This is a genomic window from Geodermatophilaceae bacterium NBWT11, from assembly GCA_014218215.1.
Taxonomy (GTDB): domain Bacteria; phylum Actinomycetota; class Actinomycetes; order Mycobacteriales; family Geodermatophilaceae; genus Klenkia.
The window spans coordinates 1,301,242-1,324,424 of sequence record CP043652.1; the positions used below are offsets into that span (position 1 = coordinate 1,301,242).

General features: G+C 74.2%; 27 protein-coding genes and 1 pseudogene. 13 read left to right on the top strand and 15 right to left on the bottom strand.

All coding sequences use genetic code 11. From position 1 onward, the window contains the following. Positions 1-4 precede the first annotated feature (4 nt). A complete protein-coding gene (locus F1C76_06230) occupies positions 5-973 on the bottom strand; it encodes a squalene cyclase (GenBank protein ID QNG36240.1) in 969 nt (322 codons plus the stop codon). Positions 974-1,006: 33 nt separating this feature from the next. Between F1C76_06230 and F1C76_06235 the strand changes: the two genes are divergently transcribed. From F1C76_06235 to F1C76_06255, 5 genes are all read left to right on the top strand, one after another. Continuing rightward, entirely contained in the window at positions 1,007-1,210 is a 204-nt protein-coding gene (locus F1C76_06235) for a zinc-ribbon domain-containing protein (GenBank protein ID QNG36241.1), read from the top strand. Positions 1,211-1,213: 3 nt separating this feature from the next. Then, positions 1,214-2,062 carry a branched-chain amino acid aminotransferase gene (locus F1C76_06240; GenBank protein QNG36242.1) on the top strand — a complete coding sequence of 283 codons (849 nt, stop codon included), beginning with the start codon at positions 1,214-1,216 and terminating at the stop codon, positions 2,060-2,062. 10 nt (positions 2,063-2,072) lie between these two features. Then, on the top strand, positions 2,073-2,879 hold the full coding sequence (locus F1C76_06245; protein ID QNG36243.1) for a nucleoside hydrolase: 807 nt from the start codon (positions 2,073-2,075) through the stop codon (positions 2,877-2,879). A gap of 63 nt (positions 2,880-2,942) precedes the next feature. Beyond that, a complete protein-coding gene (locus tag F1C76_06250; protein ID QNG36244.1) occupies positions 2,943-3,473 on the top strand; it encodes an AAA family ATPase in 531 nt (176 codons plus the stop codon). Beyond that, entirely contained in the window at positions 3,470-3,682 is a 213-nt protein-coding gene (locus F1C76_06255; GenBank protein QNG36245.1) for a hypothetical protein, read from the top strand. The genes F1C76_06250 and F1C76_06255 overlap by 4 nt, the downstream gene beginning before the upstream one ends. A 14-nt stretch (positions 3,683-3,696) precedes the next feature. Here the strand turns inward: F1C76_06255 and F1C76_06260 are convergent, their stop codons facing one another. The 3 genes from F1C76_06260 to F1C76_06270 all read right to left on the bottom strand — a co-directional run bounded on the left by F1C76_06260 (position 3,697) and on the right by F1C76_06270 (position 6,593). Then, a complete protein-coding gene (locus tag F1C76_06260) occupies positions 3,697-4,914 on the bottom strand; it encodes a DUF222 domain-containing protein (protein ID QNG36246.1) in 1,218 nt (405 codons plus the stop codon). 117 nt (positions 4,915-5,031) lie between these two features. Then, positions 5,032-5,928 carry a pyridoxal-phosphate dependent enzyme gene (locus tag F1C76_06265; GenBank protein QNG36247.1) on the bottom strand — a complete coding sequence of 299 codons (897 nt, stop codon included), beginning with the start codon at positions 5,926-5,928 and terminating at the stop codon, positions 5,032-5,034. Beyond that, positions 5,925-6,593, bottom strand: coding sequence for an SDR family NAD(P)-dependent oxidoreductase (locus tag F1C76_06270; GenBank protein QNG36248.1), 669 nt, complete (start codon positions 6,591-6,593; stop codon positions 5,925-5,927). The genes F1C76_06265 and F1C76_06270 overlap by 4 nt, the downstream gene beginning before the upstream one ends. 113 nt (positions 6,594-6,706) lie before the next feature. Between F1C76_06270 and nhaA the strand changes: the two genes are divergently transcribed. Beyond that, positions 6,707-8,068 carry a Na+/H+ antiporter NhaA gene (gene nhaA, locus F1C76_06275; protein QNG36249.1) on the top strand — a complete coding sequence of 454 codons (1,362 nt, stop codon included), beginning with the start codon at positions 6,707-6,709 and terminating at the stop codon, positions 8,066-8,068. A 354-nt stretch (positions 8,069-8,422) separates the two neighbouring features. Here nhaA and F1C76_06280 read toward each other — a convergent pair. Further along, positions 8,423-8,512: pseudogene (locus F1C76_06280) on the bottom strand (RNA-binding protein). A gap of 518 nt (positions 8,513-9,030) precedes the next feature. On the opposite strand from F1C76_06280, the gene F1C76_06285 reads away from it, so the two are divergent. After that, positions 9,031-9,417, top strand: coding sequence for a hypothetical protein (locus F1C76_06285; protein QNG36250.1), 387 nt, complete (start codon positions 9,031-9,033; stop codon positions 9,415-9,417). Here the strand turns inward: F1C76_06285 and F1C76_06290 are convergent. The 3 genes from F1C76_06290 to F1C76_06300 form a co-directional block, all read right to left on the bottom strand. Continuing rightward, a complete protein-coding gene (locus F1C76_06290; GenBank protein ID QNG36251.1) occupies positions 9,404-11,095 on the bottom strand; it encodes a DUF885 domain-containing protein in 1,692 nt (563 codons plus the stop codon). The two genes, F1C76_06285 and F1C76_06290, sit on opposite strands and share 14 nt — an antisense overlap. Further along, positions 11,092-11,664 carry an FABP family protein gene (locus F1C76_06295; GenBank protein ID QNG36252.1) on the bottom strand — a complete coding sequence of 191 codons (573 nt, stop codon included), beginning with the start codon at positions 11,662-11,664 and terminating at the stop codon, positions 11,092-11,094. The genes F1C76_06290 and F1C76_06295 overlap by 4 nt, the downstream gene beginning before the upstream one ends. A gap of 131 nt (positions 11,665-11,795) precedes the next feature. Continuing rightward, the gene (locus F1C76_06300; GenBank protein QNG39050.1) at positions 11,796-12,716 is read right to left on the bottom strand and encodes an NAD(P)H-binding protein; all 921 of its coding nucleotides are present in this window, start codon (positions 12,714-12,716) and stop codon (positions 11,796-11,798) included. Between the two features lie 129 nt (positions 12,717-12,845). Between F1C76_06300 and F1C76_06305 the strand changes: the two genes are divergently transcribed. Continuing rightward, a complete protein-coding gene (locus tag F1C76_06305) occupies positions 12,846-13,523 on the top strand; it encodes a TetR/AcrR family transcriptional regulator (protein ID QNG36253.1) in 678 nt (225 codons plus the stop codon). 56 nt (positions 13,524-13,579) lie between these two features. On the opposite strand, the gene F1C76_06310 is transcribed toward F1C76_06305, so the two are convergent. From F1C76_06310 to F1C76_06340, 7 genes are all read right to left on the bottom strand, one after another. Further along, the gene (locus F1C76_06310) at positions 13,580-13,873 is read right to left on the bottom strand and encodes a DUF1416 domain-containing protein (protein QNG36254.1); all 294 of its coding nucleotides are present in this window, start codon (positions 13,871-13,873) and stop codon (positions 13,580-13,582) included. Between the two features lie 2 nt (positions 13,874-13,875). Next, positions 13,876-14,709: a sulfurtransferase gene (locus F1C76_06315; GenBank protein QNG36255.1), complete on the bottom strand. Its 834-nt coding sequence runs from the start codon at positions 14,707-14,709 to the stop codon at positions 13,876-13,878. A gap of 54 nt (positions 14,710-14,763) precedes the next feature. Then, entirely contained in the window at positions 14,764-15,171 is a 408-nt protein-coding gene (locus F1C76_06320) for a DUF4395 domain-containing protein (GenBank protein ID QNG36256.1), read from the bottom strand. A 207-nt stretch (positions 15,172-15,378) separates the two neighbouring features. Then, positions 15,379-15,759, bottom strand: coding sequence for a thioredoxin family protein (locus F1C76_06325; GenBank protein ID QNG39051.1), 381 nt, complete (start codon positions 15,757-15,759; stop codon positions 15,379-15,381). 103 nt (positions 15,760-15,862) lie between these two features. Further along, a complete protein-coding gene (locus F1C76_06330) occupies positions 15,863-16,549 on the bottom strand; it encodes a DUF2993 domain-containing protein (protein QNG36257.1) in 687 nt (228 codons plus the stop codon). 34 nt (positions 16,550-16,583) lie between these two features. Continuing rightward, positions 16,584-17,402, bottom strand: a complete 819-nt coding sequence (locus F1C76_06335) for a hypothetical protein (GenBank protein QNG36258.1) — start codon at positions 17,400-17,402, stop codon at positions 16,584-16,586. Further along, on the bottom strand, positions 17,399-18,253 hold the full coding sequence (locus F1C76_06340) for an alpha/beta fold hydrolase (protein QNG36259.1): 855 nt from the start codon (positions 18,251-18,253) through the stop codon (positions 17,399-17,401). The genes F1C76_06335 and F1C76_06340 overlap by 4 nt, the downstream gene beginning before the upstream one ends. 64 nt (positions 18,254-18,317) lie before the next feature. Here F1C76_06340 and F1C76_06345 point away from each other — a divergent pair, with 64 nt between their 5' ends. The 5 genes from F1C76_06345 to F1C76_06365 all read left to right on the top strand — a co-directional run bounded on the left by F1C76_06345 (position 18,318) and on the right by F1C76_06365 (position 23,178). Further along, positions 18,318-19,061, top strand: coding sequence for a response regulator transcription factor (locus F1C76_06345; protein ID QNG36260.1), 744 nt, complete (start codon positions 18,318-18,320; stop codon positions 19,059-19,061). Next, positions 19,000-20,022, top strand: coding sequence for a mycothiol synthase (gene mshD / locus F1C76_06350; GenBank protein ID QNG36261.1), 1,023 nt, complete (start codon positions 19,000-19,002; stop codon positions 20,020-20,022). The genes F1C76_06345 and mshD overlap by 62 nt, the downstream gene beginning before the upstream one ends. 302 nt (positions 20,023-20,324) lie before the next feature. Continuing rightward, on the top strand, positions 20,325-21,263 hold the full coding sequence (gene pstC / locus F1C76_06355; GenBank protein ID QNG36262.1) for a phosphate ABC transporter permease subunit PstC: 939 nt from the start codon (positions 20,325-20,327) through the stop codon (positions 21,261-21,263). Positions 21,264-21,268: 5 nt separating this feature from the next. Continuing rightward, positions 21,269-22,360: a phosphate ABC transporter permease PstA gene (gene pstA, locus F1C76_06360; GenBank protein QNG36263.1), complete on the top strand. Its 1,092-nt coding sequence runs from the start codon at positions 21,269-21,271 to the stop codon at positions 22,358-22,360. 38 nt (positions 22,361-22,398) lie between these two features. Continuing rightward, a complete protein-coding gene (locus tag F1C76_06365) occupies positions 22,399-23,178 on the top strand; it encodes a phosphate ABC transporter ATP-binding protein (GenBank protein QNG36264.1) in 780 nt (259 codons plus the stop codon). The last annotated feature ends 5 nt before the right edge of the window (positions 23,179-23,183 follow it).

The following is a 23,183-nucleotide window of genomic DNA, read 5'->3' on the forward strand; positions in this document are numbered from 1 at the left end:
GAGCCTAGGACCGCCCCTCCCACCACGACAGCACCCGCATCGCACCGAGGGTCACCCACCGGGAGGGCTCGCCGGTGGGGACGTCGACGTCGAACCAGACGGCCCCCGCCTCGACCGGCCCCTGCAGCCAGCGGCCGTCGGGCTGCCGGCCGGCCCGGAGCAGGTCGACGGCGTCGGCGGCCCGCGGGTCGGGCGGGGTGCCGTCGACCTGGCTCGCCGACCGGAGGTGCTCCAGCGCGCGGAGGACGTCGTAGCGCCAGCGCGAGGGGTGCGTCGGCGGGGTCAGGCACGCGTCGAGCAGTTCGTCGGTGGAGAGCCGACGGGTCAGCCGACGCTCCAGCAGGTACCGCTCCCCGCGTTGGCGGGCCGCGCGCAGGTCGGCGTCCCCACCGGTGGCGAGCTCGTGGGCCAGCAGGCCGCGGACGGCGTTGAGCGTGGAGTGCACCGAGGAGCGGGTGGAGCCCTCGACCCACTCGCAGTTCCAGCCGCCGTCGGCGAGCTGGTGCTCGGGGAACCAGTGCGCCAGGGCCTCGACGTCGGCGCCGAGCCAGCCACCGGTCGCCAGGGTGGTGGCGTTGATGCAGACGTCGACCTCGCCACCCCAGAACGGGAGCCGCTCGTCGTACTCCCAGCGGCTGTTCGCGGCGAGCAGCTCGGCGGTGTCGGCCAGCCGGGCGGCGCCCAGACCCCACTCGCGCAGCGTGGCCAGCGACCAGGTGGTCGCCGTCCAGGGCTGGCCCTCGCCCTCGGGGACGTGCACCTGCCCGTCGACCTTGGGGAAGAAGGCGCCGCCGGCCCACTGGCCGTCGGGGTCCTGGTGGGCGAGCAGCCGGGCGCCGAACCCCTCGGTGGCCACCCGCGCACGCGTCGCCTGCCAGACGTCGTCGGGGGCGCCCGCCAGGTCGCGCTCGACCTGCCAGCGCAACGCGGGGTCGCTGTCGAGCAGCCAGCCGAGGACGTCGTCGTCCGCCATGCCGGAGACCGTAGGGCCTCCTAGGCTCTCCCGGTGTTCTTCCTCTTCGGGTTCGGCGACAAGCAGAAGGACCTCGGTCCGGGCCAGACCCGCACCTGTCCCCGCTGCAGCAACACGACGACCTGGGGCCGGGTGAAGCGGTACCGGCAGTTCACCGTCTTCTTCGTGCCGCTGCTGCGCTGGAAGCGCCAGGAGCTCGAGGTCTGCGGGATCTGCGGCACGACGCTGGCGGTCTGACCGGTGGGCGACGTGCGCGCGGTGGCCGTCTGGCGGGACGGGACGGCGGTGCGGGTGCCCGCCGACGAGCCGGTGGTGACCGCCTTCGACACCGGCCTGGCCCGTGGGGACGGCGTCTTCGAGTCCGTCTGGGTCGTCGGGGGCCGTACCCCGCACCTGGCCGACCACCTGGCCCGGCTGCACCGCTCGGCGGCGCTGCTCGACCTGCCGCCGGTGGACGACGAGGTGTGGACCGCCCTGGTGGCCGCCGCGATCGACGGCTGGCCGGCCGACGTCGAGGGCGCGTGCCGGCTGTTCCTCACCCGCGGTCTGGGCGAGGGCCACCCGCCGACCGCCCTGGCCCTGCTGGCCCCGGTGCCGCCGGAGACCGTCACCCAGCGCACGGCGGGCATCTCCGTGGTCGCGCTGACCCTGGGCGTCGCGGCCGACGTCCGCGCGGTGTCGCCGTGGCTGCTGGGCGGGGCGAAGACGTTGTCCTACGCGGTGAACATGGCCGCGCAGCGGCACGCCCACACCGTCGGTGCCGACGACGTCGTCTTCACCTCGATCGAGGGCCGCCTGCTGGAGGGCCCCACCTCGACGGTGGTCTGGGCCGCCGGCGGCACGCTGCACACCCCGCCCCTGGACACCGGGATCCTGGCCGGCACCACCCAGGCCCGGCTGTTCGCCGCCGCGGAGGCCACCGGCTGGCCCACCGCCGTCACCCCCGGCACCCTCGCCGACCTGCACGCCGCCGACGCCGTCTGGCTGCTCTCCGGCATCCGCGGCGCCGCCCCGGTCACCTCCCTGGACGGCGCAGCGCGTGGCGATGCCGGCTTGACCGCTCGCGTGCAGGGACTGCTCGCCGGCTGATCCAGGTGGCCTGCTGGGACGGTGGGCGATCGCGCTGTTGGTGTCCCGGCCCGAGCTGGAGCTGGTGGGGGTCGGCAGCGTCTCGGGGAACCTCGACGCCGCCCGCGCCGCCCAGAACACCCTCCAGGTCCTGGACCTGTTCGGGGCGCCGTCCGTGCCCGTGGCGGTCGGCCCCCGGGACTTCTCGACCCGGGCGTACACCGGCGGGGCTCCCGACGTGCACGGCGCCAACGGCATCGGCCACGACGTCCTCCCCGACACCGCGCGGACGCTCGACCCCCGCGGGTCGGTGCAGCTGCTCGTCGACCTCGTGCGTCGTCACCGGGGCGCCCTGCGCGTGCTCGCGATCGGTCCGCTCACCAACCTCGCTGCCGCACTGGAGCACGAACCGGAGGCTGCAGACGTCGTGTTCGCAGCCCCGTGGGCCGTCACCGTCCTGCCCGTCGACGCTGCCCGGCGGCAACGGCTCGAGGACGAGGACCTGGCGGCGCTGCTGGAGGACACGTCCCCGGTCGTGCGCACCGTCGGCAGGATGCTCGGGGTGTACGGCGACTTCTACCGGGGCGTCTACGGCCGGCGGCTCGCGGTGCTCTACGACCCGCTCGCCGCTGCGCTGCTGACCGACCTCGTGCAGGTCACCCGTGAGCTCGAGCAGCCGGTGGTCGTCGTGACCGGGGACGGCGGAGAACGGGGCAGGACCATCGCCGGGGCGGCCGGGGACCACGACGTGCGCGACCGGCGGCCCTGTCGGATCGTCCTGGCCACCGAGCCTGCCTTCGCGCCGGCCCTCGTCGACGCGTTGCGGTCGCTCGGGTGATCTGACGCCCGCCGACAGGCAAGCCGTGCGAGCTCGGACGGGCGTGGCGGGCATGCTGCAGCCGTGCTCGTGGCCATCGGTGGACTCCCCGGCGTCGGCAAGACCACCGTGGCCCGGGCGGTGGCCGGCGCGCTGCCCGCGGCCCACGTGCGGATCGACGCGCTCGAGGTGGCGCTGGTGCGGCAGGGCGTGGTCGCCGAGGGCGAGGTCGGACCACACGGGTACGGCCTGGCGCTCGCCGTGGCCGACACCTGCCTGGCTGCGGGTGGGCACGTCGTCGTCGACGCGGTGTTCGACGTGGAGGAGGCCAGGGAGCCCTGGGACGAGCTCGCCGCCCGGCACGGGACCGACCTGCACTGGACCCGGCTGGTCTGCAGTGACGGGGCCGAGCACCGACGCCGGGTGGTGGAACGCAGCGCGGACATCGCGGGCCACCAGCTGCCGAGCTGGGACGACGTGACCGGGCGCGACGTGGACACCTGGGAGCAGCCGCACAGCGTCGTGGACACCGCAGCCGGCGATCCCGTTGCAACCGTTCTCGCAGCTCTACGGGGTGTTCAGGACCCCGGCGATGGCCCTACGGTCCGCTCATGACGACGTTCTGGATCGTGGTGGGCGTGCTGGTGGTGGCCGCGCTGGCGGCGATGCTGGTGCACGACCGCCGCGCCGCGGCCCGTGGCTCCCGGTTCGACGCCGACGGCATCGGCGGAGGGGCGACGGGCAGCCCGGAGGCCTACCGCAGCTCGCCCGGCAGCCACCCGACCGGCTGGGGTCGGGGAACAGGCGGCGGCGGCGCAGGCTGACGAGCCCGCACCGGTCAGACGCGCAGGCGGTCGAGCACGATCTCGGTGCCGTCGGGGCGGAACGTGCGCCAGCGACGCCCGGGCGGCGCCCCGTCGTCACGCTCGACGCGGAACCCGTGGTGGACCTTCGTGTGGTGCCGTTCGCAGAGGAGTGCCGAGTTCTCGAGGCTGGTGTCGCCCTGGTCGCGGAGCCACTCGAGCAGGTGGTGGACGTCGCACCAGTGGGTGGGGGCGTGGCAGCCGGCGAACACGCAGTGCCCGTCCCTGGCTTCGACGGCCTTGCGGATGTGCGGGGGGACGACCCGCTTGGTGCGCCCGACGTCGAGGGGGAGCCCGTCGGGGCCCATGACGATGCGGGTGACCGCGGAGTCGCAGGCGATCCAGCGGGCACGGGCGGCGGAGATGGTGGCGCCGAAGCCGGTGGTGGCGGTGTCGTGGCCGGTGGCGGGGTCGACCAGGTCCTCGAGGTCGATGGTGACCACGACCTGCGGCTTGACCGTGCGCAGGAACGGCAGGTCGCTGGCGGCCAGGGCGTTGTCGCAGAGCTGGACCAGCGCATCACCCTGCTGCTGGGCGCGGGTGCGCAGATCGCCCAGCGGACGGTCGGCCTGCACGATCGACTCGATCGCGGCCAGGGCCTTCTCGAACCCGACCGGGTCCAGGTCGAACCGTCCCGAGCCCGAGCCGTCGGCGCGGCGGCTGAACGTCAACGACCGCCCCTCGGTGGGGTCTGGCTCGGGCCCGTCGGGGTCCAGCGCGGTGCGGAACGCGTTCACCGCGGTCGCGAGCTTCGCGTGCGGCAGGGTGCGGGCGACCTCGGTCCACGCCTCGTCGAAGGCGTCGAGGTCGACGTCCTGCTCGGCGGCCGCCGCGATGTCGCACGGCCGCAGCGCGTCAGCCACGACACCCACCTGGGCCGCGGTCACCGCACCCTCGGCGAACGCGGCCTGCAACCGTGGCAGGTGCTCCAGCACCCGGCCGGCCCGCACCACGGCAGCGGCTGCTCCGCTCGAGAAGTGGTGGTGACCGCGCAGCAGCGACTGCATCGACTTGAGCCCGTCGTGCTCGGCAGCACCGACCACGTCGGCGTGCCGGACCGTACGGGTCAACTCGGCGGAGGCCCGGTTGACGAACTCGACCAGATCGGCCGTCCGCTCCAGCAACGCACCGTCAGGCAGCGCATGGAGGTCGTCGACAGCAAAGGCATCCAGCGCGGACCGCAGTTCGCTCACGACACCTCCCAGCTGTTCGATCAGGTGTTCGAAGTCTACCGCAGCAGAGGGCCCCGGAACGGCTGAATCCCCAGCTCAGCGGCCTGTCCACAGATGCGTGAACGGGCTTGACACAGGTCAGAACTCCGGGTGCCCGAACAGCCCGGGCAGCCCCCCGGTGTGCAGGAAGACCACCCGCCCCGGCGGCAACGACCCGGCGGTCGCCGCGGCGACGAGGCCCGCCATCGCCCGGCCGGTGTACGTGGGGTCCAGCAGGACGCCCTCGGTCCGGGCCACGAGGGTGAGGGCGTCCCGCGTCGCCGGGGTCAGGTGCTCGTAGCCCTCCCCGATCTGCCCGTCGTCGACCCGCAGACCCGCAGCGGAGACCCCCATCTCGGCGAGCAGCGTCGCCACCGTGTCGTGGGCATCGACGACGGCACCGGTGGCCACCCCGAGCACCCGCGAGGTGCCCAGCGCTGCCACGAGGCCCGCCATCGTCCCGCCCGACCCGACCGCGACCACGACCAGACCGACGTCCGGCACCTGCTCCAGCAGCTCCTCCCCCGCCCGCCGGTAGGCCTCGGCGCTGCGGGCGCTGGTGCCACCGAACGGGATGAGGTGGGCGTAGCGCTGCTGGGCGAGTCCGGCGGCGACGGCTGCGGGGTCGTCGTCCCCGGCGAACACGACCTCGGCACCGAGGAGGTCGTCCAGCAGGAGGTTCCCCCGCCGCTGCTCGGGCTCGTGCCCCGACAGCACCAGGACGCAGCCCAGCCCGCACCGGGCGGCCGCGGCGGCGGTGAGCCGGGCGTGGTTGCTCTGCGGCGCCCCGGTGGTGACGACGACGTCGGCGCCGGCCTCGAGGGCGTCGCCGATCGTGACCTCCAGCTTGCGGACCTTGTTGCCGCCCCCGCCCAGACCGATGAGGTCGTCGCGCTTCACCAGCAGCCGGTCGACGGGCAGCCCCAGGGCGTCCGCCAGGCGTGGTGCGGCGTCGATCGGCGTGGGCCCGCCGACGAACGGGGGTGCGCCGGTCATCGCCCGTCCACCACCGTGTCCACCGTCCACTCCCCACGGGGCTGGGCGTGCAGCTCCCAGTACGCGTCGGCGAGCCGGTCGGGGTCGAGGACCGTGCCCGGGGCGATGACCCCGACGACGGTCACGCTCGCGACGTGCACGCCGTCCTCGGCCAGCTGCTCGTGCAGCACCGCCACCGCGTTGCGCAGCGCCGCCTTGCCCAGCGTGAGCGAGGCGTGCTCCGGGTCGGGGTACAGCGCCGGTCCGCCGCCGGTCACCAGCAGCGTCCCGGCACCGGCCGCGCGCATCGCCGGGGTGAACACCTGCGCTGCGACCACGGCGCCGACCACGTCGACGGTCAGCGCGTGCTGCAGGTGCTCGGCGTCCGCGGTGAGCAGGTCGTCGCTGACCACGAGGCCGACGTTGTAGACCACCACGTCCGGGGAGCCGACGGTCTCCAGGGCGGCGCGGAAGGCGGTCGGGTCACCGGCGTCGGCGGTCACGGTGGAGACGGCCACCCCGGCCGCTCGCAGGTCGGCCGCCAGCGGGGACAGCGTCGAGGCGGTGCGGGCCACCAGGGTGACGGCGGAGCCCTCCCGGCCGAAGCGGCGGGCGATGCCGGCCCCGAGGCCGGGGCCGGCGCCGATGACGACGACGTGGCGGGGGGCGGTGGAGTCAGTGGTCACAGAGACCGTCGTTGCCCCGGCCGGGCCGCTCCGACACCGGTAACCTGGACGACGGTGCGCCGGGAAGTCTGGTCGGCAACTCCTCAGTCGACCCCTGCACCCGGAGCCGCCCCGTGACCACCCCCGCCCGGCTCTTCTCCCGCGGCACGTACTCCGAAGCCACCCGGATCGCCGCCCTCCTGCGCAAGGAGACCGTCGGCGGCGTCCTGCTGATCCTCGGCGCCGCCATCGCCCTGGTCTGGGCCAACACCCCCTGGGCCGCGGCCTACGAGGGGCTGCGCGACACCGTCGTCGGGCCGTCCGCGCTGCACCTGGACCTCAGCCTCGGCACGTGGGCCGCCGACGGGCTGCTGGCGGTCTTCTTCTTCGTCGCCGGCCTGGAGCTCAAGCGCGAGTTCGTCGCCGGCGACCTGCGCGACCCCAAGAAGGCCGCCCTCCCGGTCGCCGCGGCCGTCGGCGGCATGGCCGTCCCGGCGCTCATCTACACCGCGATCAACCTCGGCAGCGACGACGGGCTGACCGGCTGGGCCATCCCCACCGCGACCGACATCGCCTTCGCCCTGGCCGTCCTGGCCGTGATCAGCACCCACCTGCCGGCCGCGCTGCGCACCTTCCTGCTGACCCTCGCGATCGTCGACGACCTGCTGGCCATCACGATCATCGCGGTCTTCTACACGTCGTCGCTGGCCTTCGGGCCGCTCGCCCTGGCGCTCGTCCCGCTGGCGCTGTTCGGGTTCCTGGTCCAGAAGCGGATCCGGCACTGGTGGCTGTTGATCCCGCTCGCCGTCCTCACCTGGGGCCTGGTGCACGAGTCCGGGGTGCACGCCACGGTCGCCGCCGTCCTGCTGGCCTTCACGGTCCCGGTCGTGCGGCAGGCCCCCGGCGAGGGCCCCGGCCTCGCCGAGCACTTCGAGCACCGCATCCGGCCGATCTCGGCGGGCATCGCCGTCCCGGTCTTCGCGTTCTTCTCCGCCGGCGTGACCGTCGGCGGGTTGTCCGGTCTGGGCGCCTCGCTCACCGACTCCGTGGCCATCGGGATCATCGCCGGCCTGGTGCTCGGCAAGGCCGTCGGCATCACCGGGGCCACCTGGCTGGTCAGCCGGTTCACCAAGGCCGAGCTGGACACCGACCTGCGCTGGCCCGACGTCGTCGGCCTCTCGCTGCTGGCCGGCATCGGGTTCACCGTCTCGCTGCTGATCGGGGAGCTGGCCTTCGGAGCCGGGTCGCTGCGCGACGAGCACGTCAAGGTCGGGGTGCTCACCGGCACGCTGCTGGCGGCGCTGCTGGCCACCGCGGTGCTCAAGCCGCGCGACCGGGTCTACCGCCGGCTGGCCGAGGCCGAGGCCCGGGACGACGACGGCGACGGCATCCCCGACGTCTACCAGGAGCACGGTCGCGCCGTGGAGCAGACGCCTCCCCGGGAGACCGTCGACGAGGCCTCCGAGCGCCGCCGCCAGCCGTTCACGGACAGCTGAAAAAGGGTGTTGCGCGGGTGCGAAAACCGGTCGTACGGTGACTGCACACGAGAGAGGAGGTGGTCCGAACAATTGATGTCGTTCAGGACGCGTGAGGTGGCTGTCCGCTAGCCGCCGTCCAGATGGGCCGCCCGCTCGGCACCGGATCAACCCGGTCTGAGCGCGTGCATCGCCCGTCCGCCGATGGCGGCGAGCGAATACCGGACAGTCACCCGACCCCCGGGCCGCCGACCCAGTCCAGTCGGCCCGCGAGCCGCTCCCCCGCCCCAGGGCAGGGTCCAGCGCCGCGGAGCAGCCCGGGGGTTGTCCACGTCCAGGGCCGGTCAGAACCCCCGCGCGGCCGCCACCCCTGCTGCCAGGTCGGCGTCCAGCGGACCCAGCACCGCCGCCAGGTCGGCCTCGGTGAGCCCCGCTCCCGCCCGGCCCAGCGCCTGCACCGCCGCCCGCGGCGTCGGCCAGTTCTGGCCCTGCTCGTCGGCGACCCCGTCCAGGTAGGAGTCCACGAACCCGACCAACGCCGCGTCGCCGCCCGCCGGCAGCTGCAGCTCGGCGAAGCCGTCGGGCAGGTCGTAGGTCGCGCGCTGCCACCGGGCGCCGTCCCAGCCGTAGACGAACCCGACCTCTCCCTCGCGTGGCACCCCGGCCGCCCACCACTCGGGGACGTCGACCAGCAGCTCCCCGGCCGGCTCGCCGTCGCCGGATCGGGTCAGCGCCGTGCGGGAACCCTCGTGGTCCCAGCCGCTGAGCACCGCGAACCCGGGCGCGGGCTGCACCAGCTGCGCGGTGTTCCCGCCGCCGTCGTCGTGCCACCAGAGCCGACCCGCGGCGTCGTCCCGGGCGTGCGAGGTGCCCGGGAAGCCGAGGGCGGCGACGACGGCCGAGCAGGCCGCCCACCGTCCCCGCAGCACGTCGAGCGGGTCGAGGTCCACGGTCTCCAGCGGCACGGCTCGACACTAGGCACGATGGCCCGCATGGACTCATCGACGGTCGAGACCCGACTCACCCAGGTGCTCGCCGGCTGGGCGGCGGCCTCGGTGGTCGTCGGAGCCGCGTTGTCGATCGACCCGTGCACCCGCGGGTTCGGCCGGCAGACCGCTGCCTGGGGCGCGGTCGACGGCCTCATCGCCGGCGTGGGCGCGCGCAACCGGACCCGCCGCGGGCCCACCGACCCGGCCCGCCTGCGGAAGGTCCTGCTGGTCAACGCCGGTCTCGACGTCGGCTACCTCGCGCTCGGGGCGGCCCTGCTGCGCACGACGCGTTGGCGTGGGGACGGCGCGGCGGTGGTCGTCCAGGGCGCGTTCCTGCTCGTCCTGGACGCCACCGCCGCCTCAGCCCTCAGAGGCGACTGAGCTCGTCGGCGAGGTCGTCCAGGCCGAGCGACCCCTGCGACAGCGCCGCCATGTGCCAGGCCTTGAGGTCGAAGTCGGCCCCGCGGGCGGCCTGCGCGGCGGCCCGGCCCTCGAGCCAGGCCCGCTCCCCCAGCTTGTAGCTGATCGCCTGCCCGGGCATGCCCAGGTAGCGCACGAGCTCGCTGTCCAGGAAGGCTGCGTCCCGGCCACAGTACTCACCGAAGAACGCCCGTGCCAGCTCCGGGGTCCAGGGCTGGCCGCGGTGCTCGGTGAGCGCGCCGTCGGCGTCCTCGGGGATCGGCAGCTCCAGGTGCATGCCGATGTCCACGACCACCCGGACCGCGCGCATCTGCTGGGCGTCCAGGTAGCCCAGCCGGGCGCCGGGGTCGGTGAGGAAGCCGAGCTCGTCCATCAGGCGCTCGGCGTAGAGGGCCCAGCCCTCGAGGTTGGCGCTCACCCCGCCGACCGCGGTCTGGTAGGTCGAGAGGTCCTTGGCGACGTACGTCCACTGCGCCAGCTGGAGGTGGTGGCCGGGGACGCCCTCGTGGTACCAGGTCGAGACCAGGTCCCAGAGCGGGAAACGGTCCTTGCCCAGCGTGGGGAGCCAGGTGCGGCCGGGCCGGGAGAAGTCCAGCGAGGGCCGGCTGTAGTACGGCGCGGCGGCGCTGCCCGGCGGGGCGATCATCGCCTCGACCCGCTTGATCGGCTCGGCGATGTCGAAGTGCGTGCCGTCCAGGGCGACCATCGCCTCGTCCATCATCTGCTGCAGCCGCTCGCGGATGGCCTCGACGCCCTCCACGGCCTCCCCGTGCTCGCCCAGCCAGCGCATCGCCTCCATGGGCGTGGACCCGGGCAGCACCTGCTCGGCCGCGGCCCGCTGCTCCTCACGGATCCGCAGGTGCTCGGCCCAACCCCAGGCGTAGGCGTCCTCCAGGCCGGTGCCGGCACCCAGGTCGCTGCCGTTCCACCGGCGGGCGAAGCGGGCGTACCGCTCCCGGCCGACGGCGTCCGGGGTGCCCTGGGCCTGGGGCAGGTAGACGTCCCGCAGGAAGTCGCGGACGTCGGCCACCGCACCGTCCGCCGCGGCGGCAGCGGCGTCCAGCTCGGCGCGCAGCTCGGCCGGACCGTCGGCGACGAGCCCGGCGAAGTACGGCCCGGACAGCCACTCGCCCAGCTGGCCGACGACGGTCTCCACCTGCCGCGGGGCGGCGAACAGGCCGCGGGAGGCGCCCTCGGTGAGGGCCTCGAGGTAGCCGCGGTACGCCCCGGGCACCCGGGCCATCCGGCGGCCCAGCACGGCCCAGTCCTCGGTGCTCGCCAGCGGCATCATCGAGAACACCTGGCGGACCGAGTGCACCGGGGAGAACAGGTTGGACAGGTCCCGCAGACCCTCGTCCGCCTCGTGCACGTCGAGGGCGGCGCCCAAGCGCTCACGCAGCAGGCGGGCGCAGCGGAACTCGACCGGGTCGTCGGCCAGCGCGGGGTCGGCGGCCAGCACCCGGTCCAGCTCGGCGAGGGTGTCCCGGACCAGCTGGGCCTCGGCCTCGAGACCGGCCGGGGAGTACGTGGGCAGCCGGTCGTCACCGGGGCGGGTGCCCAGCGCGGTGGCGGTGATCGGGTCGAGGTCGCAGAGGGCGTCGACGTAGGCGTCGGCGACCTGTCGGGGGGTCGTGTTCATCGGATCCTCTCCAGGCGTGCCGACATCACCGGGCGCAGCTGGCCGTCGTCCCCGGCGCGGTCGACGGCGTACATCAGCGCGCCCTCGACGATGCCGTAGAGCCGGGCCGCCTTGGTGACGTCGGGGTGGTCGGGGGTGCGGGCCAGCACGTCGCTGGCCAGCTCCCAGCTGGTGGTGGTGCGGGCGGTGCCGACGTAGATCTCGACGAGGCCCTCGGGGTGGGCCACGAGCAGCTCGACCTCGTCGTCCCCGCGGGGCCGCCAGAACCCGGACTCCCGGACGTCGGGGCCGGCGACGGTGCCGTCCTCGGCGATCCGCCAGGTGCGGGACTCGTAGGACAGGAAGTCCCGGCCGTCGTGGGCGAAGCGCACCCACTGGCCGAACCGGTGGTCGCCCTGCGTGCCGGCCGCCTGGCCCTCGCCGTGCCACTCCCCCAGCAGCGGCAGCACCGACAGCAGCTCGTGGGCCACCTCGGGGCCGGTGCGCACGTCGGTGGTGTCCACGACGGGCAGCTCGGTGGGACCGGAGACGGGCTGCTCGGGCAGCCCGGCCGGGGTCGGGTTCGTCATCGGGGGCGTTCCGTCCTCTCGTGGCGGGTGAGTCGCAGGGCACCGGCGGCGCACGCCAGCGCGGCCAGCACGGTGAGGGCGACGAGCACCCAGGCAGTGACCAGACCCATGCCCGCCACGGTAACGAGCCCTCAGGCCGCGCCCACCCGGGCCGTCGCGACCGTCACCCGGCAGACCTCGTCCCAGGGGGTCGGCTCGATCCCGAGCACCGTGGTGGTCTCCGCGCCGTCGACGGTGAAGTCGGCGTCCCACTGGTGTCGGATCGCGGTGATCTCCCGCATCTGGGGGACGACGAGGCCCATCGCGGTGAGCACCGGCCACGGGATGCCCGAGACCCGGGCCGGCCGTGCGCCCATCGCGGCAGCCAGGTCGGTGAGCGCCCGCCGCTGGCTGCGGGCCGGGGTGGACGGCACGATCCACGGCCGTCCCCAGGCCCGCTCGTCGGTGCCCAGCACCGCCATCGAGGCACCGACGTCGGGCAGGTACGCCCAGCTGTGCAGCACGTCCGGGTCACCGACCACCCAGGCCCGCCTCCCGGCCCGCAGCCCGGCCAGCTGACGCACCAGGTGCGAGTGCGCCGGGGGCACCGTCGGCCCGACGAAGTCCGACGCCCGCGCCTCGGTGACCCGCACCCGGCCGGCCTCGTGCGCGGCTGCCATGTCGGTCCACACCCGGGTTCGCACCCGGCCCTTCACGTCGGTGGCGGCCAGCGGGCTGTGCGCGGTCATCGGCCCGGTCGGGCGGCCGTGCACGTAGAGGTTGCCCATCGCGACGAGCACGGCTCCGGTCTGCTCGGCCGCACCCAGCAACGCCGCCGCCAGCGGGGGCCAGTCGGTGGCCCAGCGGTGGTACTCCGGGTTCACCGCGTTGTAGAGCGCGTCGGCACCCCGGGCGGCTGCGGCGATCGCGGCGGCGTCGGTCGCGTCGACGGCGACGTGCTCGACGTCGGCCGTCGACGTCCCGCCGCTGCGGGAGAGCACCCGCACCTCGTGCCCGGCCCGCAGCAGCGCCTCCGCCGTCGCCGTCCCGACCGGTCCCTTGCCCACGATCACGTGTCGTCCCACGACTGCTCCTCAGCTCGGTGCGAGAGCACTGCTCTCGCTGCATGGGGAGCCTGGTCCGCTGCACGTCCCTTGTCAAGAGCGGTGCTCTCGTCGCAGATCGCTGCTAACGTCCGCTGCATGGTGAGCACCGCCCGGGAACGCGCCCGCGTCGCGTTGACCGAGGAGATCCTCGAGGCGGCGCGCGGCCAACTGGGCACCGTCGGCGCCGCCGCGCTGTCGCTGCGCGCGGTCGCCCGGGAGCTGGGGATGGCCTCCTCGGCGGTCTACCGGTACTTCCCCAGCCGGGACGACCTGCTCACCCGGCTCATCACCGAGTCCTACGACGCGCTGGGCGCAGCTGCCGAGGAGGCCGACGACCCCGCGGCGTCCCCCCGGGCCCGCTGGCACGCCGTCTGCGCCGCCGTCCGCACCTGGGCCGTGGCCCACCCGCACGAGTACGCCTTGCTCTACGGCTCGCCGGTCCCCGGGTACGTCGCCCCGCAGGACACGGTGCCGGCCGCGGTGCGGGTGGGCGTCGTCCTGGGCCGGGTGCTGGGCGACGCCGCCCGGGCCGGCCTGCTGCCTCCCGCGGCGGGGGCGCCGCCGCACCTGGTCACCGCCGACGCGGCCACCGTGCTGGGCGGCGAGCACCCATCCCTGGACGACGCCGTCCGCGCTCGGGCCCTGCTCACCTGGAGTTCGCTCTACGGGCTGGTCGGCTTCGAGCTGTTCGGCCACTTCGTCAACTCGGTCGCCGACGCCGATGCCTTCTTCACCGCCCAGGTCGACGTCCTCGCCGACCTCCTGGGGCTCTGACCCGGACGCACGAGAGCCCGCCCCCACCACGTGGGGACGGGCTCAGGTGAGGTGCTTCAGGCGATGGCGAGGGTGGTCTCGTTCAGGCCGACCTCGGCCGACAGCACCCGCTCGGCCTTGCCGACGCGGGCCAGCGAGCGGAGCTTCCAGTCACCGGGGGCGGCGAAGAAGCGGAACTCGCCCTCGGGGCTGGTGACGACCTCGGCGGTGAACTCGTCGGTCGAGTCCAGCAGCCGGACGTAGGCGCCGGCGACGGGGTTGCCGTCGTGCCAGACCTGGCCCTGGATGACCGTCTGGGTGGTGAGGTCGACCCCGGCCAGGGAGCCGCCCTGCTTCGGCGCGGAGCACATCGTCAGGCGCCCTTGGCGATCGGGACGCCGACGAGGGAGCCGTACTCGGTCCACGAGCCGTCGTAGTTCTTCACGTCGCTGTGGCCCAGCAGCTCGCGCAGCACGAACCAGGTGTGGCTCGAGCGCTCGCCGATGCGGCAGTAGGCGATGGTCGACTTGCCGTCGTCGAGGCCGGCGTCGGCGTAGAGCTTCGCGAGCTCCTCGTCGCTCTTGAAGGTGCCGTCCTCGTTCGCGGCCTTGCTCCACGGCACGTTGACCGCCGAGGGGATGTGGCCGGGACGCTGGGCGCCCTCCTGCGGCAGGTGCGCGGGGGCCACGAGCTTGCCGGCGAACTCGTCGGGGCTGCGCACGTCGACCAGGTTCTTGGTGTCGATCGCGGCCACGACCTCGTCGCGGAAGGCACGGATGGAGGTGTCGGGCTCGGCGGCCTGGTACTGGGTGGCCGGACGGCTCACGGTGTCCGAGGAGAGCGGACGGCCGTCGAGCTCCCACTTCTTGCGACCGCCGTCGACCAGCTTGACGTCGCGGTGGCCGTAGACCTTGAAGTACCAGTACGCGTAGGCGGCGAACCAGTTGTTGTTGCCGCCGTAGAGGACGACGGTGTCCTCGTTGCTGATGCCCTTGGCGCTCAGCAGCGCGGAGAAGCCCTCGCGGTCGACGAAGTCACGGGACTCGGCGTCCTGCAGGTCGGTCTTCCAGTCGAGCTTGACGGCGCCCTTGAGGTGGCCCCCGTCGTAGGCGGCGGTGTCCTCGTCGACCTCGACGAAGACGAGGCCGGCGTCGCCCAGGTGCTCCTGGGCCCAGTCGGTGCTGACGAGCACGTCGGTGCGGCTCATGGGTGTTCCTCCTGTGTGTGCGGTCTGGGGGGGGTGCGGATCGAGCGGTGCAGGTCAGGCGGTGCGCGCGCGACGGGCGAGCAGGTACAGCTCGCAGCCGAGACAGAACCCGACGGCGGCGTTGAGGAGGGCGGCCACGAGGGCCAGCCCGGTGGCGACGAACCCGACGAGGGGGGCGCCGGCGAGGAGGCCGACGGTGCCCACGAGGGCGAAGCCGAAGCCGACGAGCTGGGCGAACCGCGGCGGGGCCTCGGCCTCCCGCTCGCGGACCGGCCCCAGTCGCGGGGCGACCAGGGTGCGGAAGAGCACGCCGTACGGGGCGTACCGCAGCCCGGCGAACGCGCCGACGGCGAAGACGACGGCCTGGACGGCGAGGAGCCAGCCGCTGCCGGTCAGCAGTACGACGGCGAGCACGACGGTGGTGACCCAGGCGCCGAAGCGCGGGCCGCGGACGTCGACCACCGGCGTCCGGGTGGCGGACGCAGGGGGGTGCAGCGGGGGTGTCACGGTGTGGGGCCTTCCGACGGCGGTCAGGGCGCGTCGAGGCGGGGTGTGCGCCTCAGGAGGCGCGACACAGGCAGCTGCCCAGGCGGCACAGGTCCACTGTGCGTCGCCGAGTCAGCAGGGTGCCCACGGCGCGAGGGTAGCAACACCCGGGGCGGGGCGTGATCACGAGGCCGGAGTGGCCGGGGCGTGCGCGTCCACCAGGGCGCGCAGCTCGTCGGGCCGGGGGGCGCCGCTGCTGCGGCCCAGGACCGTGCCGGCGCGGTCGAGGTAGAACAGCGTCGGGGTGCGCCGGACGTCCAGGGCGCGGACCGCCTCGAGCTGGCTCTCGGCGTCCACGTGGACGGCGGCCAGGCCCGGGTGGGTGGTCTGCAGCTGGGTCAGCCGGGCCTTCGTGGCCCGGCAGGGTGCGCAGAACGCGGTGGCGAACTGGACGACGGTGAGGTCGGCGTCCTCCGGGCGGACGCCCAGCGAGCGGAGCACGTCGGTCGTCGTGGTCACGTCGTCCTCCCCGGTCGCGCGGACGGCACCGCTGCGGCTGCGCAGCCACCAGGCTGCGACACCGGCCACCACGAGGGCGACCAGCAGCACGACTGCACCGGTCCCGTCCACGCACCGCCCAACACGACCGAGCCGGTGGGGATTCCCGTCACTGCAGGACGACGTCGGTGGCCTCGACGGTGACGTCGACGCCGGTGTCGGTGGTCTCCAGCCCGGTGAGCTGCAGGCCGAAGGGCAGCGTGGGGATCGTGTAGCGGAAGTCGAGCAGGTCCTGGGCGGCGTCGACCAGGAAGTCCGGGACGTCGATGCCGGCCCCGGACGCCTGCTGCACGTCGATGACGAGGTCCTGCCCGTCGAGGGCGACCGTCCCGGCCGCGGTGAGCCGGATCGACTGGCCGAGCACCTCGACGGTGCGGGTCACCCGCACACCGTCGCCCTCGCGGGTCAGCTCGACGTCCCCGTCGATCTGGGAGGCGACCAGGGCGTAGGTCAGGGACGCGCGCCCGTCGACCCGTTCGACCGGGATGGCCGACACCTCGCCGCCGACCACGTCGGACAGCGGCACCTGGACGCCCTGGAGGGACACCTCGGCGCTGCCGCCCTCGGGCAGGCCCAGGTCGGCCGCGGTCAACCCCAGCCGGACGTCGGAGTACCGGCCCTCGACGGCCTGGGTGAGGAACGGGAACCCGGTGATGTCGACGTCGGGCTCGCCGGCCAGCTGGCCCTGCCGGGCGACCTGGGCGGCCACCTGGTCCTCGGCGACGACCACCCCGACCCGGTCGGCGGCCACGAGCAGGCCGAGCAGGACGAGGACGGTGATCAGCAGGCCCTTCACCGGGCCGATCCTCCCCGAGCCCCCGCCCGGGCGCTCAGAGGCTGGTCTGGGCCAGCGCGTACGCCACCGGGGCGGCGGCGGCGAACGGCACCACCGCCTGGACCACGGGCAGCGCCCACCCGCGCTGCGGGCGTTCGGCGACCACGTAGCTGGCCCCCACGGCCACCAGCGCGGCGACCCCGGCCACCGCAGCGCCCGTGGTGGCCGCCGACAGGCTGTCCACCAGCTCCCCCGGGGTGCGCCGCAGCACCGACACGGCGACGCCGGCGAGCACCGCGAGCAGCAGCGCCAGCAGGCCGCGGGGCACGCCGAGGGCGATCTGCGGGCGGGGCAGCAGCAGGTCGACGAGGTGGCCGACCAGCAGGGCGGCCCCGACGACGAGAACCGTGGTGTCGACGGCCCGGTCGGCGTCGGTGTCCCCGGCGGAGGTGAGCAGGACCGCCAGCGCGGAGACGACGCACAGCAGCATCACCACCCCGGCCAGCGAGGCGACGAGGTAGCGGCGGGGGGCCGGGCGGGCCATCTGGTGCAGCACCGCCACGAGCAGCCCGGGCCCGAGCACGACCAGCAGCATCCCCGGCTGAGGCCGGTCCGGCAGCGCCATGAGGAGGTCCGCGCCTATCGCGGCGGCCGCCCCGATGGCCAGCGACCCGACGAACCCGCGGATGCCGGTGGCGGTCACCCACGCCGCGACCAGGGCCATCTGCACCACGAGCAGGGCGGCCAGCCGGCCGGGGTCGCCGGCGACGGCGGGCACCCCGACCAGCAGGGCGGTGACCACGACGACGACGCCGGCCGCGGGCAGGTGGTGGGCCGCGCGGGGGAGCTCGGTCTCCAGCGCCGAGTGGCTCACGGGTGGCTCGGGTCGCTGGGCACCGGCGCATCGTCGCAGAGCCCGACGCGGCCCACGGTCTCCCGCGCCCAACGGCCGATCCGCTCGGCCAGCGGCACCGTCATCCCGGACTCGGCGTGCCCCATCCCGGGCACCTCCCACACCGTCGTCCCCGGCCCGGCCGCCCGCGCCAGCGCCCGCACGTGCTCCAGGGGGAAGTAGTGATCGCGGTCGCCGTGCACCAGCAGCAGCGGGGTGGGCGCGATCAGGCTGACCAGCTGGACCGGGGCAGCGGGCAGCTCGGCCCAGGGCGCCCCGAGCCGGATGCCGGTCACCCGGGGGCCCAGCCGCCGGCCCAGCCCGGTCTCCAGCATCCCGTTCACCCGGCGCATCGGGACGGTGTCCCGGACGTACCAGCGGCTGACCGCGCTCACCCCCACGACGGCGTCGGGCCGGTGCTCCCCGACCGCGGCCTGGCGCAGTGCCACACCCGCGCCCATGGACAGGCCCACGGTCACCACGGTCCCGGCGCCGTCGGCCCGGGCCGCCCGCACGGCGGCGTCGACGTCGAGCACCTCGTCGTCCCCGCCGACGCCGGTGGCACCCCCGGACCGGCCGTGGCCGCGGAAGTCCAGGCCGCGCACCTCGCCGAAGGCCGCGAGCACGTGGGCCAGGCGGCGGAACGGGGCGCGGGCGGTGGAGTTGGTGAACCCGTGGGCCAGCACGAACGTGAGCGGCCGCTCGTCACCACCCAGGGGCCGCGGCAGGGCGGCGGGGACGACGATCCCGCGCAGGTCCACCCCGTCGGCCGTGCGCACCGTCACCGCACGGACGTCGCTCGAGGTCGGTACGGCAGGGCCCACGTCGGCTATCCTGCCCTCTCACCTCGACACCGGCGTCGACGCCGAGGCAGTGCAGTGCGTGTGAGGAGACGACATGCGGCTCGTGCTCATGACATCCGCCCGTCAGGCGACGACCGAGGTGCTCCCCGCCCTGGGTCTGCTGGCCCACCAGGTCCGCGTGGTCGCCCCGGAGCTGTCCAGCCTGCTCGACGGGGACGCCGGCGACGTCGTCCTGGTCGACGCCCGGCACGACCTGGTCTCGGCCCGCACGCTGTGCGCGCTGCTGTCCTCGACCGGCGTCGCGGCCTCGGTGGTCGCCGTGCTCAGCGAGGGCGGCCTGGTCGCGCTGTCGGCCGACTGGGGGGTCGACGACGTCGTCCTGGACACCGCCGGCCCGGCCGAGGTCGACGCCCGGCTCAAGTGGGCCTCGGCCCGCCGGCTGGCCGCCTCCACCCCGACCGCCGCCGACGACGGCGGGGTCACCAAGGCCGGTGAGCTCGTCATCGACGAGCACAGTTACTCCGCCAAGCTCCGCGGCCGCCCGCTGGACCTCACGTACAAGGAGTTCGAGCTCCTCAAGTACCTGGCCCAGCACCCGGGCCGGGTCTTCTCCCGCGCCCAGCTCCTCCAGGAGATCTGGGGCTACGACTACTTCGGGGGCACCCGCACCGTCGACGTCCACGTGCGTCGGCTGCGCGCCAAGCTCGGCACCGAGCACGAGCAGCTGATCGGCACCGTGCGCAACGTCGGCTACAAGCTCGACCAGCAGGTCGCCGATGCGACCGCGGCGGCCAACATCGCGGCCGAGACCACCGACAGCGGCGCCCCGCTGCGCTGATCGGCAGACCCTGACCCCCACCCCGCACCCGACCGTCACCGACGTCGACCGGCTCCCCGCCGGCGACGTCGCGGACGTGCTCGCCCTGCTCGCCGCGGCCACGGCCGCCGACCGGGTGCGTCCGGTGTCGGAGGAGGCCGAGCTCCGGCTGCAGCACGGCGGTCCCGCGGGCGGCCACGACGTGCTCGCCCGGGACGACGTCGGGGCCCTGGTGGGCTACGCCCGGCTGGAGACCGAGGGCGAGGAGGCCGAGGCCGAACTCGTCGTCGCCCCCGCCGCCCGGCGCACCGGGGTGGGCGGCCTGCTGCTCACCCGGCTCGAGGCGCTCGCCGCCGAGAGCCCGCTGCGGGTGTGGGCGCACGGGGAGCTGCCCGGCTCCACCGAGCTGGCCACCGGCCGCGGGTACGCCCGGGCCCGCACGCTGCTGCAGATGCGCCGCCCGCTGGACACCGTGGACCCCGAGCCGCGCCCGGAGCTGCCCGCCGACGTGGTGGTGCGCGCCTTCCGCCCGGGCCAGGACGAGGACGCCTGGCTGCACGTCAACGCCCGCGCCTTCGTCCACCACCCCGAGCAGGGCGGGATGACCGCGCAGGACGTCGCCCTGCGCGAGGACGAGGCGTGGTTCGACCCGGCCGGGTTCCTGCTCGCCTGGCGGGTGGCCCCCGACGGCACGGAGACCCTGCTGGGCTCGCACTGGACCAAGACCCACCCGGCCGGCGAGGTCGGCGACGAGGCGGTCGGCGAGGTCTACGTGCTCGGCGTGGACCCCGACGCCCAGGGCCTGCGGCTGGGCCGGGCGCTGACCGACCTGGGCCTGGCGCACCTGCGCGGCCGCGGCCTGGCCGAGGTGCTGCTGTACGTGGAGGAGGACAACACCCCGGCGGTGTCCCTCTACGAGAAGACCGGGTTCACCCGGTTCGCCGTGGACGTCTCCTGGCGGCGGGACCCCGCTCCCTCCTGACCGACGGTCACCGCAGTACCACTCCCCACCCCGATGACGTGAGCCATCCCTCACCCCGTCGGGCGATCCTCGGGCCTCGTTCACCTCCCGTTCACCGACGCACCCGGATCCGTCCACCTCGCACTCCTAGGTTCCAGGAGGTCGGGCTGCCGCTCGGCCGTGCACGGGCACCGCCGAGGCGAGAAGGGCACCGAGATGACGCAGGTCCGCCCCTCCGCTCCCCCGCCGGGACGTCCCGGCTCCGACGCCGCCGTCGCCGTCGAGTCCCCCACCCGCAGCGCACGAGCTCATGGAGCCCAGCGGTGACCACCACCGAGACCCCACCCCTCCCCACGACCGGCCCCCGCCAGGTCGGTGACTCCGTCTTCGCCGGCACCGCCCGCGCCGCCGGCATCCTGATCCTGGTCGTCCTGGCCGGGGTCGCCCTCTTCCTGGTCACCGAGGCCACCCCGGCGATCACCGCGGCCCCCGAGGACGTCCCGGGCGGCGAGGGGCTCGCCGCCTACATCGGCCCGCTGATCTTCGGCACGCTGCTCGCGGCGGTCATCGCGCTGGTCGTGGCCACCCCGCTCGCGGTCGGCATCGCCCTGTTCATCACGTACTTCGCCCCGCGCAAGCTGGCCCAGACGCTGGGCTACGTGGTCGACCTGCTCGCCGCCATCCCCAGCGTCGTGTTCGGCTTCTGGGGCATCTTCGCCCTGGCCCCGGCGCTGGTCCCGCTGTTCGGCTGGCTGGAGGAGCACCTCGGCTTCATCCCGCTGTTCGCCGGGCCCGCCTCGAGCACCGGTCGCACGATGCTCACCGCCGGTCTCGTCCTCGCGGTGATGATCCTGCCGATCATCTCGGCCATCTCGCGCGAGGTGTTCCGCCAGGCCCCGACGCTGCACCAGGAGGCCGCCCTGGCCCTGGGCGCCACGCGCTGGGAGATGATCAAGATGGCGGTGCTGCCCTACGGCCGCTCCGGCGTCATCGGCGGCGCGATGCTCGGTCTGGGCCGCGCACTGGGCGAGACCCTCGCGATCGCCCTGGTGCTCTCGGTCTCCGGTGGCATCACCTTCAACCTCATCTCCTCGAGCAACCCCTCGACCATCGCGGCGAACATCGCGCTGAACTTCCCGGAGTCCACCGGGCTCGACGTGAACGCGCTGATCGCCAGCGGTCTGGCCCTGTTCGTCATCACCCTCGCCGTCAACATGGCCGCCCGGTACGTCGTCAACCGGCGCGCCGACTTCACGGAGTGACCCCGATGAGCACCCAGACCCCCACCGCCCCCAGCCGCCCCGAGTCCACCCCCGAGTTCGACCTCGCCGCCGAGTCCGGCAACCGGCTCACCCGGTTCGCCGGCTGGGGCCTGTTCGTCCTCGGCGCCCTGCTCGCCGCCGCCCCGACCGCCCTGCTGGGCTGGTCCACCGGCCTGTTCGTCGTCCTCGCCGTGGTGCTGGGCACCCTGGTCACCTGGGGCGTCTCGCGCGCCGTCGAGGGCCGCCGCAAGTCCACCGACCGGCTGGTGACCTGCCTGGTCAGCTCCGCCTTCGCGATCGCCATGGTCCCGCTGTTCTCGCTGGTCTACACCGTGGTGAGCAACGGCGTGGGCCGGCTGGACGCCGAGTTCTTCACCAGCTCGATGGTCGGTGTCGTCGGCGAGGGCGGTGGTGCCTACCACGCGATCATGGGCACGCTGATCGTCACCGCACTCGCCACCCTGATCTCGGTGCCGATCGGCGTGATGGCCGCGATCTACCTGGTCGAGTACGGCAACCGCGGCAAGCTGTCGAAGTGGATCACCTTCCTGGTCGACGTGATGACCGGCATCCCCTCGATCGTCGCCGGCCTGTTCGCCTACGCCCTCTTCGCGCTGCTCTTCGGCCCGGGCGTGCGGCTGGGCGTCGCCGGTGCGGTCGCCCTGTCGGTGCTGATGATCCCGGTCGTCGTCCGCTCGGTGGAGGAGGTCCTCAAGCTCGTCCCCAACGAGCTGCGGGAGGCCGCCTACGCCCTGGGCGTGCCCAAGTGGCGCACGATCATCAAGGTCGTGCTGCCCACCGCGGCCGCGGGCCTGGGCACCGGCATCACCCTGGCGATCGCCCGCGTGGTCGGCGAGACCGCCCCGCTGCTGATCACCGTGGGCATCACGACCGCGCTGAACTTCAACCCGTTCGACGGCCGGATGGCGACGCTGCCGGTCTACGCCTACTACCAGCTGACCCAGCCGGGTGTGCCGCCGGAGTTCGGCATCAGCCGGGCCTGGACGGCAGCCCTCCTGCTGATCATCCTGGTCATGGCGCTCAACCTCATCGCCCGCCTGATCAGCCGGGTGTTCGCACCCAAGACCAACCGCTGACCCCGAACCCGACCCGCAGAGAGACGAGAGCAGACACCATGGCCAAGCGCATCGAGGTCTCCGACCTCGACATCTTCTACGGCAACTTCAAGGCCGTGGAGGGGGTCAACGTCTCGATCGAACCGCGCAGCGTCACCGCGCTGATCGGTCCCTCGGGGTGTGGCAAGTCGACCTTCCTGCGGTCGCTCAACCGGATGCACGAGGTCATCCCGGGCGCCCGCGTCGAGGGCAAGGTCGTCATGGACGGCCAGAACCTCTACGACCCGGACACCGACCCGGTCGCCGTCCGCCGGCAGATCGGCATGGTCTTCCAGCGCCCGAACCCGTTCCCCACGATGTCGATCTACGACAACGTGGTCGCCGGGGTGCGGCTCAACGGCGGCCGGATGAAGAAGTCCGACACCGACGCCATCGTCGAGCGCTCCCTGCAGAGCGCGAACCTGTGGAACGAGGTCAAGGACCGCCTCGACCGCCCCGGCGCCGGCCTGTCCGGTGGCCAGCAGCAGCGGCTCTGCATCGCCCGCGCGATCGCCGTCGAGCCCCAGGTGCTGCTCATGGACGAGCCCTGCTCGGCCCTGGACCCGATCTCCACGCTGGCCATCGAGGACCTGATGACCGAGCTCAAGGACCGGTTCACCATCGTCATCGTCACCCACAACATGCAGCAGGCCGCCCGCGTGAGCGAGCAGACCGGCTTCTTCAACCTCAACGGCGTGGGTCAGCCGGGTCGGCTCATCGAGTTCAACCCGACCGAGAAGATCTTCAGCAACCCCGACGTCAAGGCCACCGAGGACTACATCTCCGGCCGCTTCGGCTGAGGCAG

Bases quoted from the DNA above. Each gene is read 5' to 3' on its own strand.
- F1C76_06295 (QNG36252.1), bottom strand. From the start codon at position 11,664: ATGACGAACCCGACCCCGGCCGGGCTGCCCGAGCAGCCCGTCTCCGGT.
- pstA (QNG36263.1), top strand. From the start codon at position 21,269: ATGAGCACCCAGACCCCCACCGCCCCCAGCCGCCCCGAGTCCACCCCC.
- F1C76_06310 (QNG36254.1), bottom strand. From the start codon at position 13,873: ATGTGCTCCGCGCCGAAGCAGGGCGGCTCCCTGGCCGGGGTCGACCTC.
- F1C76_06345 (QNG36260.1), top strand. From the start codon at position 18,318: ATGCGGCTCGTGCTCATGACATCCGCCCGTCAGGCGACGACCGAGGTG.
- F1C76_06285 (QNG36250.1), top strand. From the start codon at position 9,031: ATGGCCCGCATGGACTCATCGACGGTCGAGACCCGACTCACCCAGGTG.
- F1C76_06230 (QNG36240.1), bottom strand. From the start codon at position 973: ATGGCGGACGACGACGTCCTCGGCTGGCTGCTCGACAGCGACCCCGCG.
- F1C76_06315 (QNG36255.1), bottom strand. From the start codon at position 14,709: ATGAGCCGCACCGACGTGCTCGTCAGCACCGACTGGGCCCAGGAGCAC.
- F1C76_06305 (QNG36253.1), top strand. From the start codon at position 12,846: ATGGTGAGCACCGCCCGGGAACGCGCCCGCGTCGCGTTGACCGAGGAG.
- F1C76_06265 (QNG36247.1), bottom strand. From the start codon at position 5,928: ATGACCGGCGCACCCCCGTTCGTCGGCGGGCCCACGCCGATCGACGCC.
- F1C76_06255 (QNG36245.1), top strand. From the start codon at position 3,470: ATGACGACGTTCTGGATCGTGGTGGGCGTGCTGGTGGTGGCCGCGCTG.
- mshD (QNG36261.1), top strand. From the start codon at position 19,000: ATGCGACCGCGGCGGCCAACATCGCGGCCGAGACCACCGACAGCGGCG.
- F1C76_06365 (QNG36264.1), top strand. From the start codon at position 22,399: ATGGCCAAGCGCATCGAGGTCTCCGACCTCGACATCTTCTACGGCAAC.
- F1C76_06290 (QNG36251.1), bottom strand. From the start codon at position 11,095: ATGAACACGACCCCCCGACAGGTCGCCGACGCCTACGTCGACGCCCTC.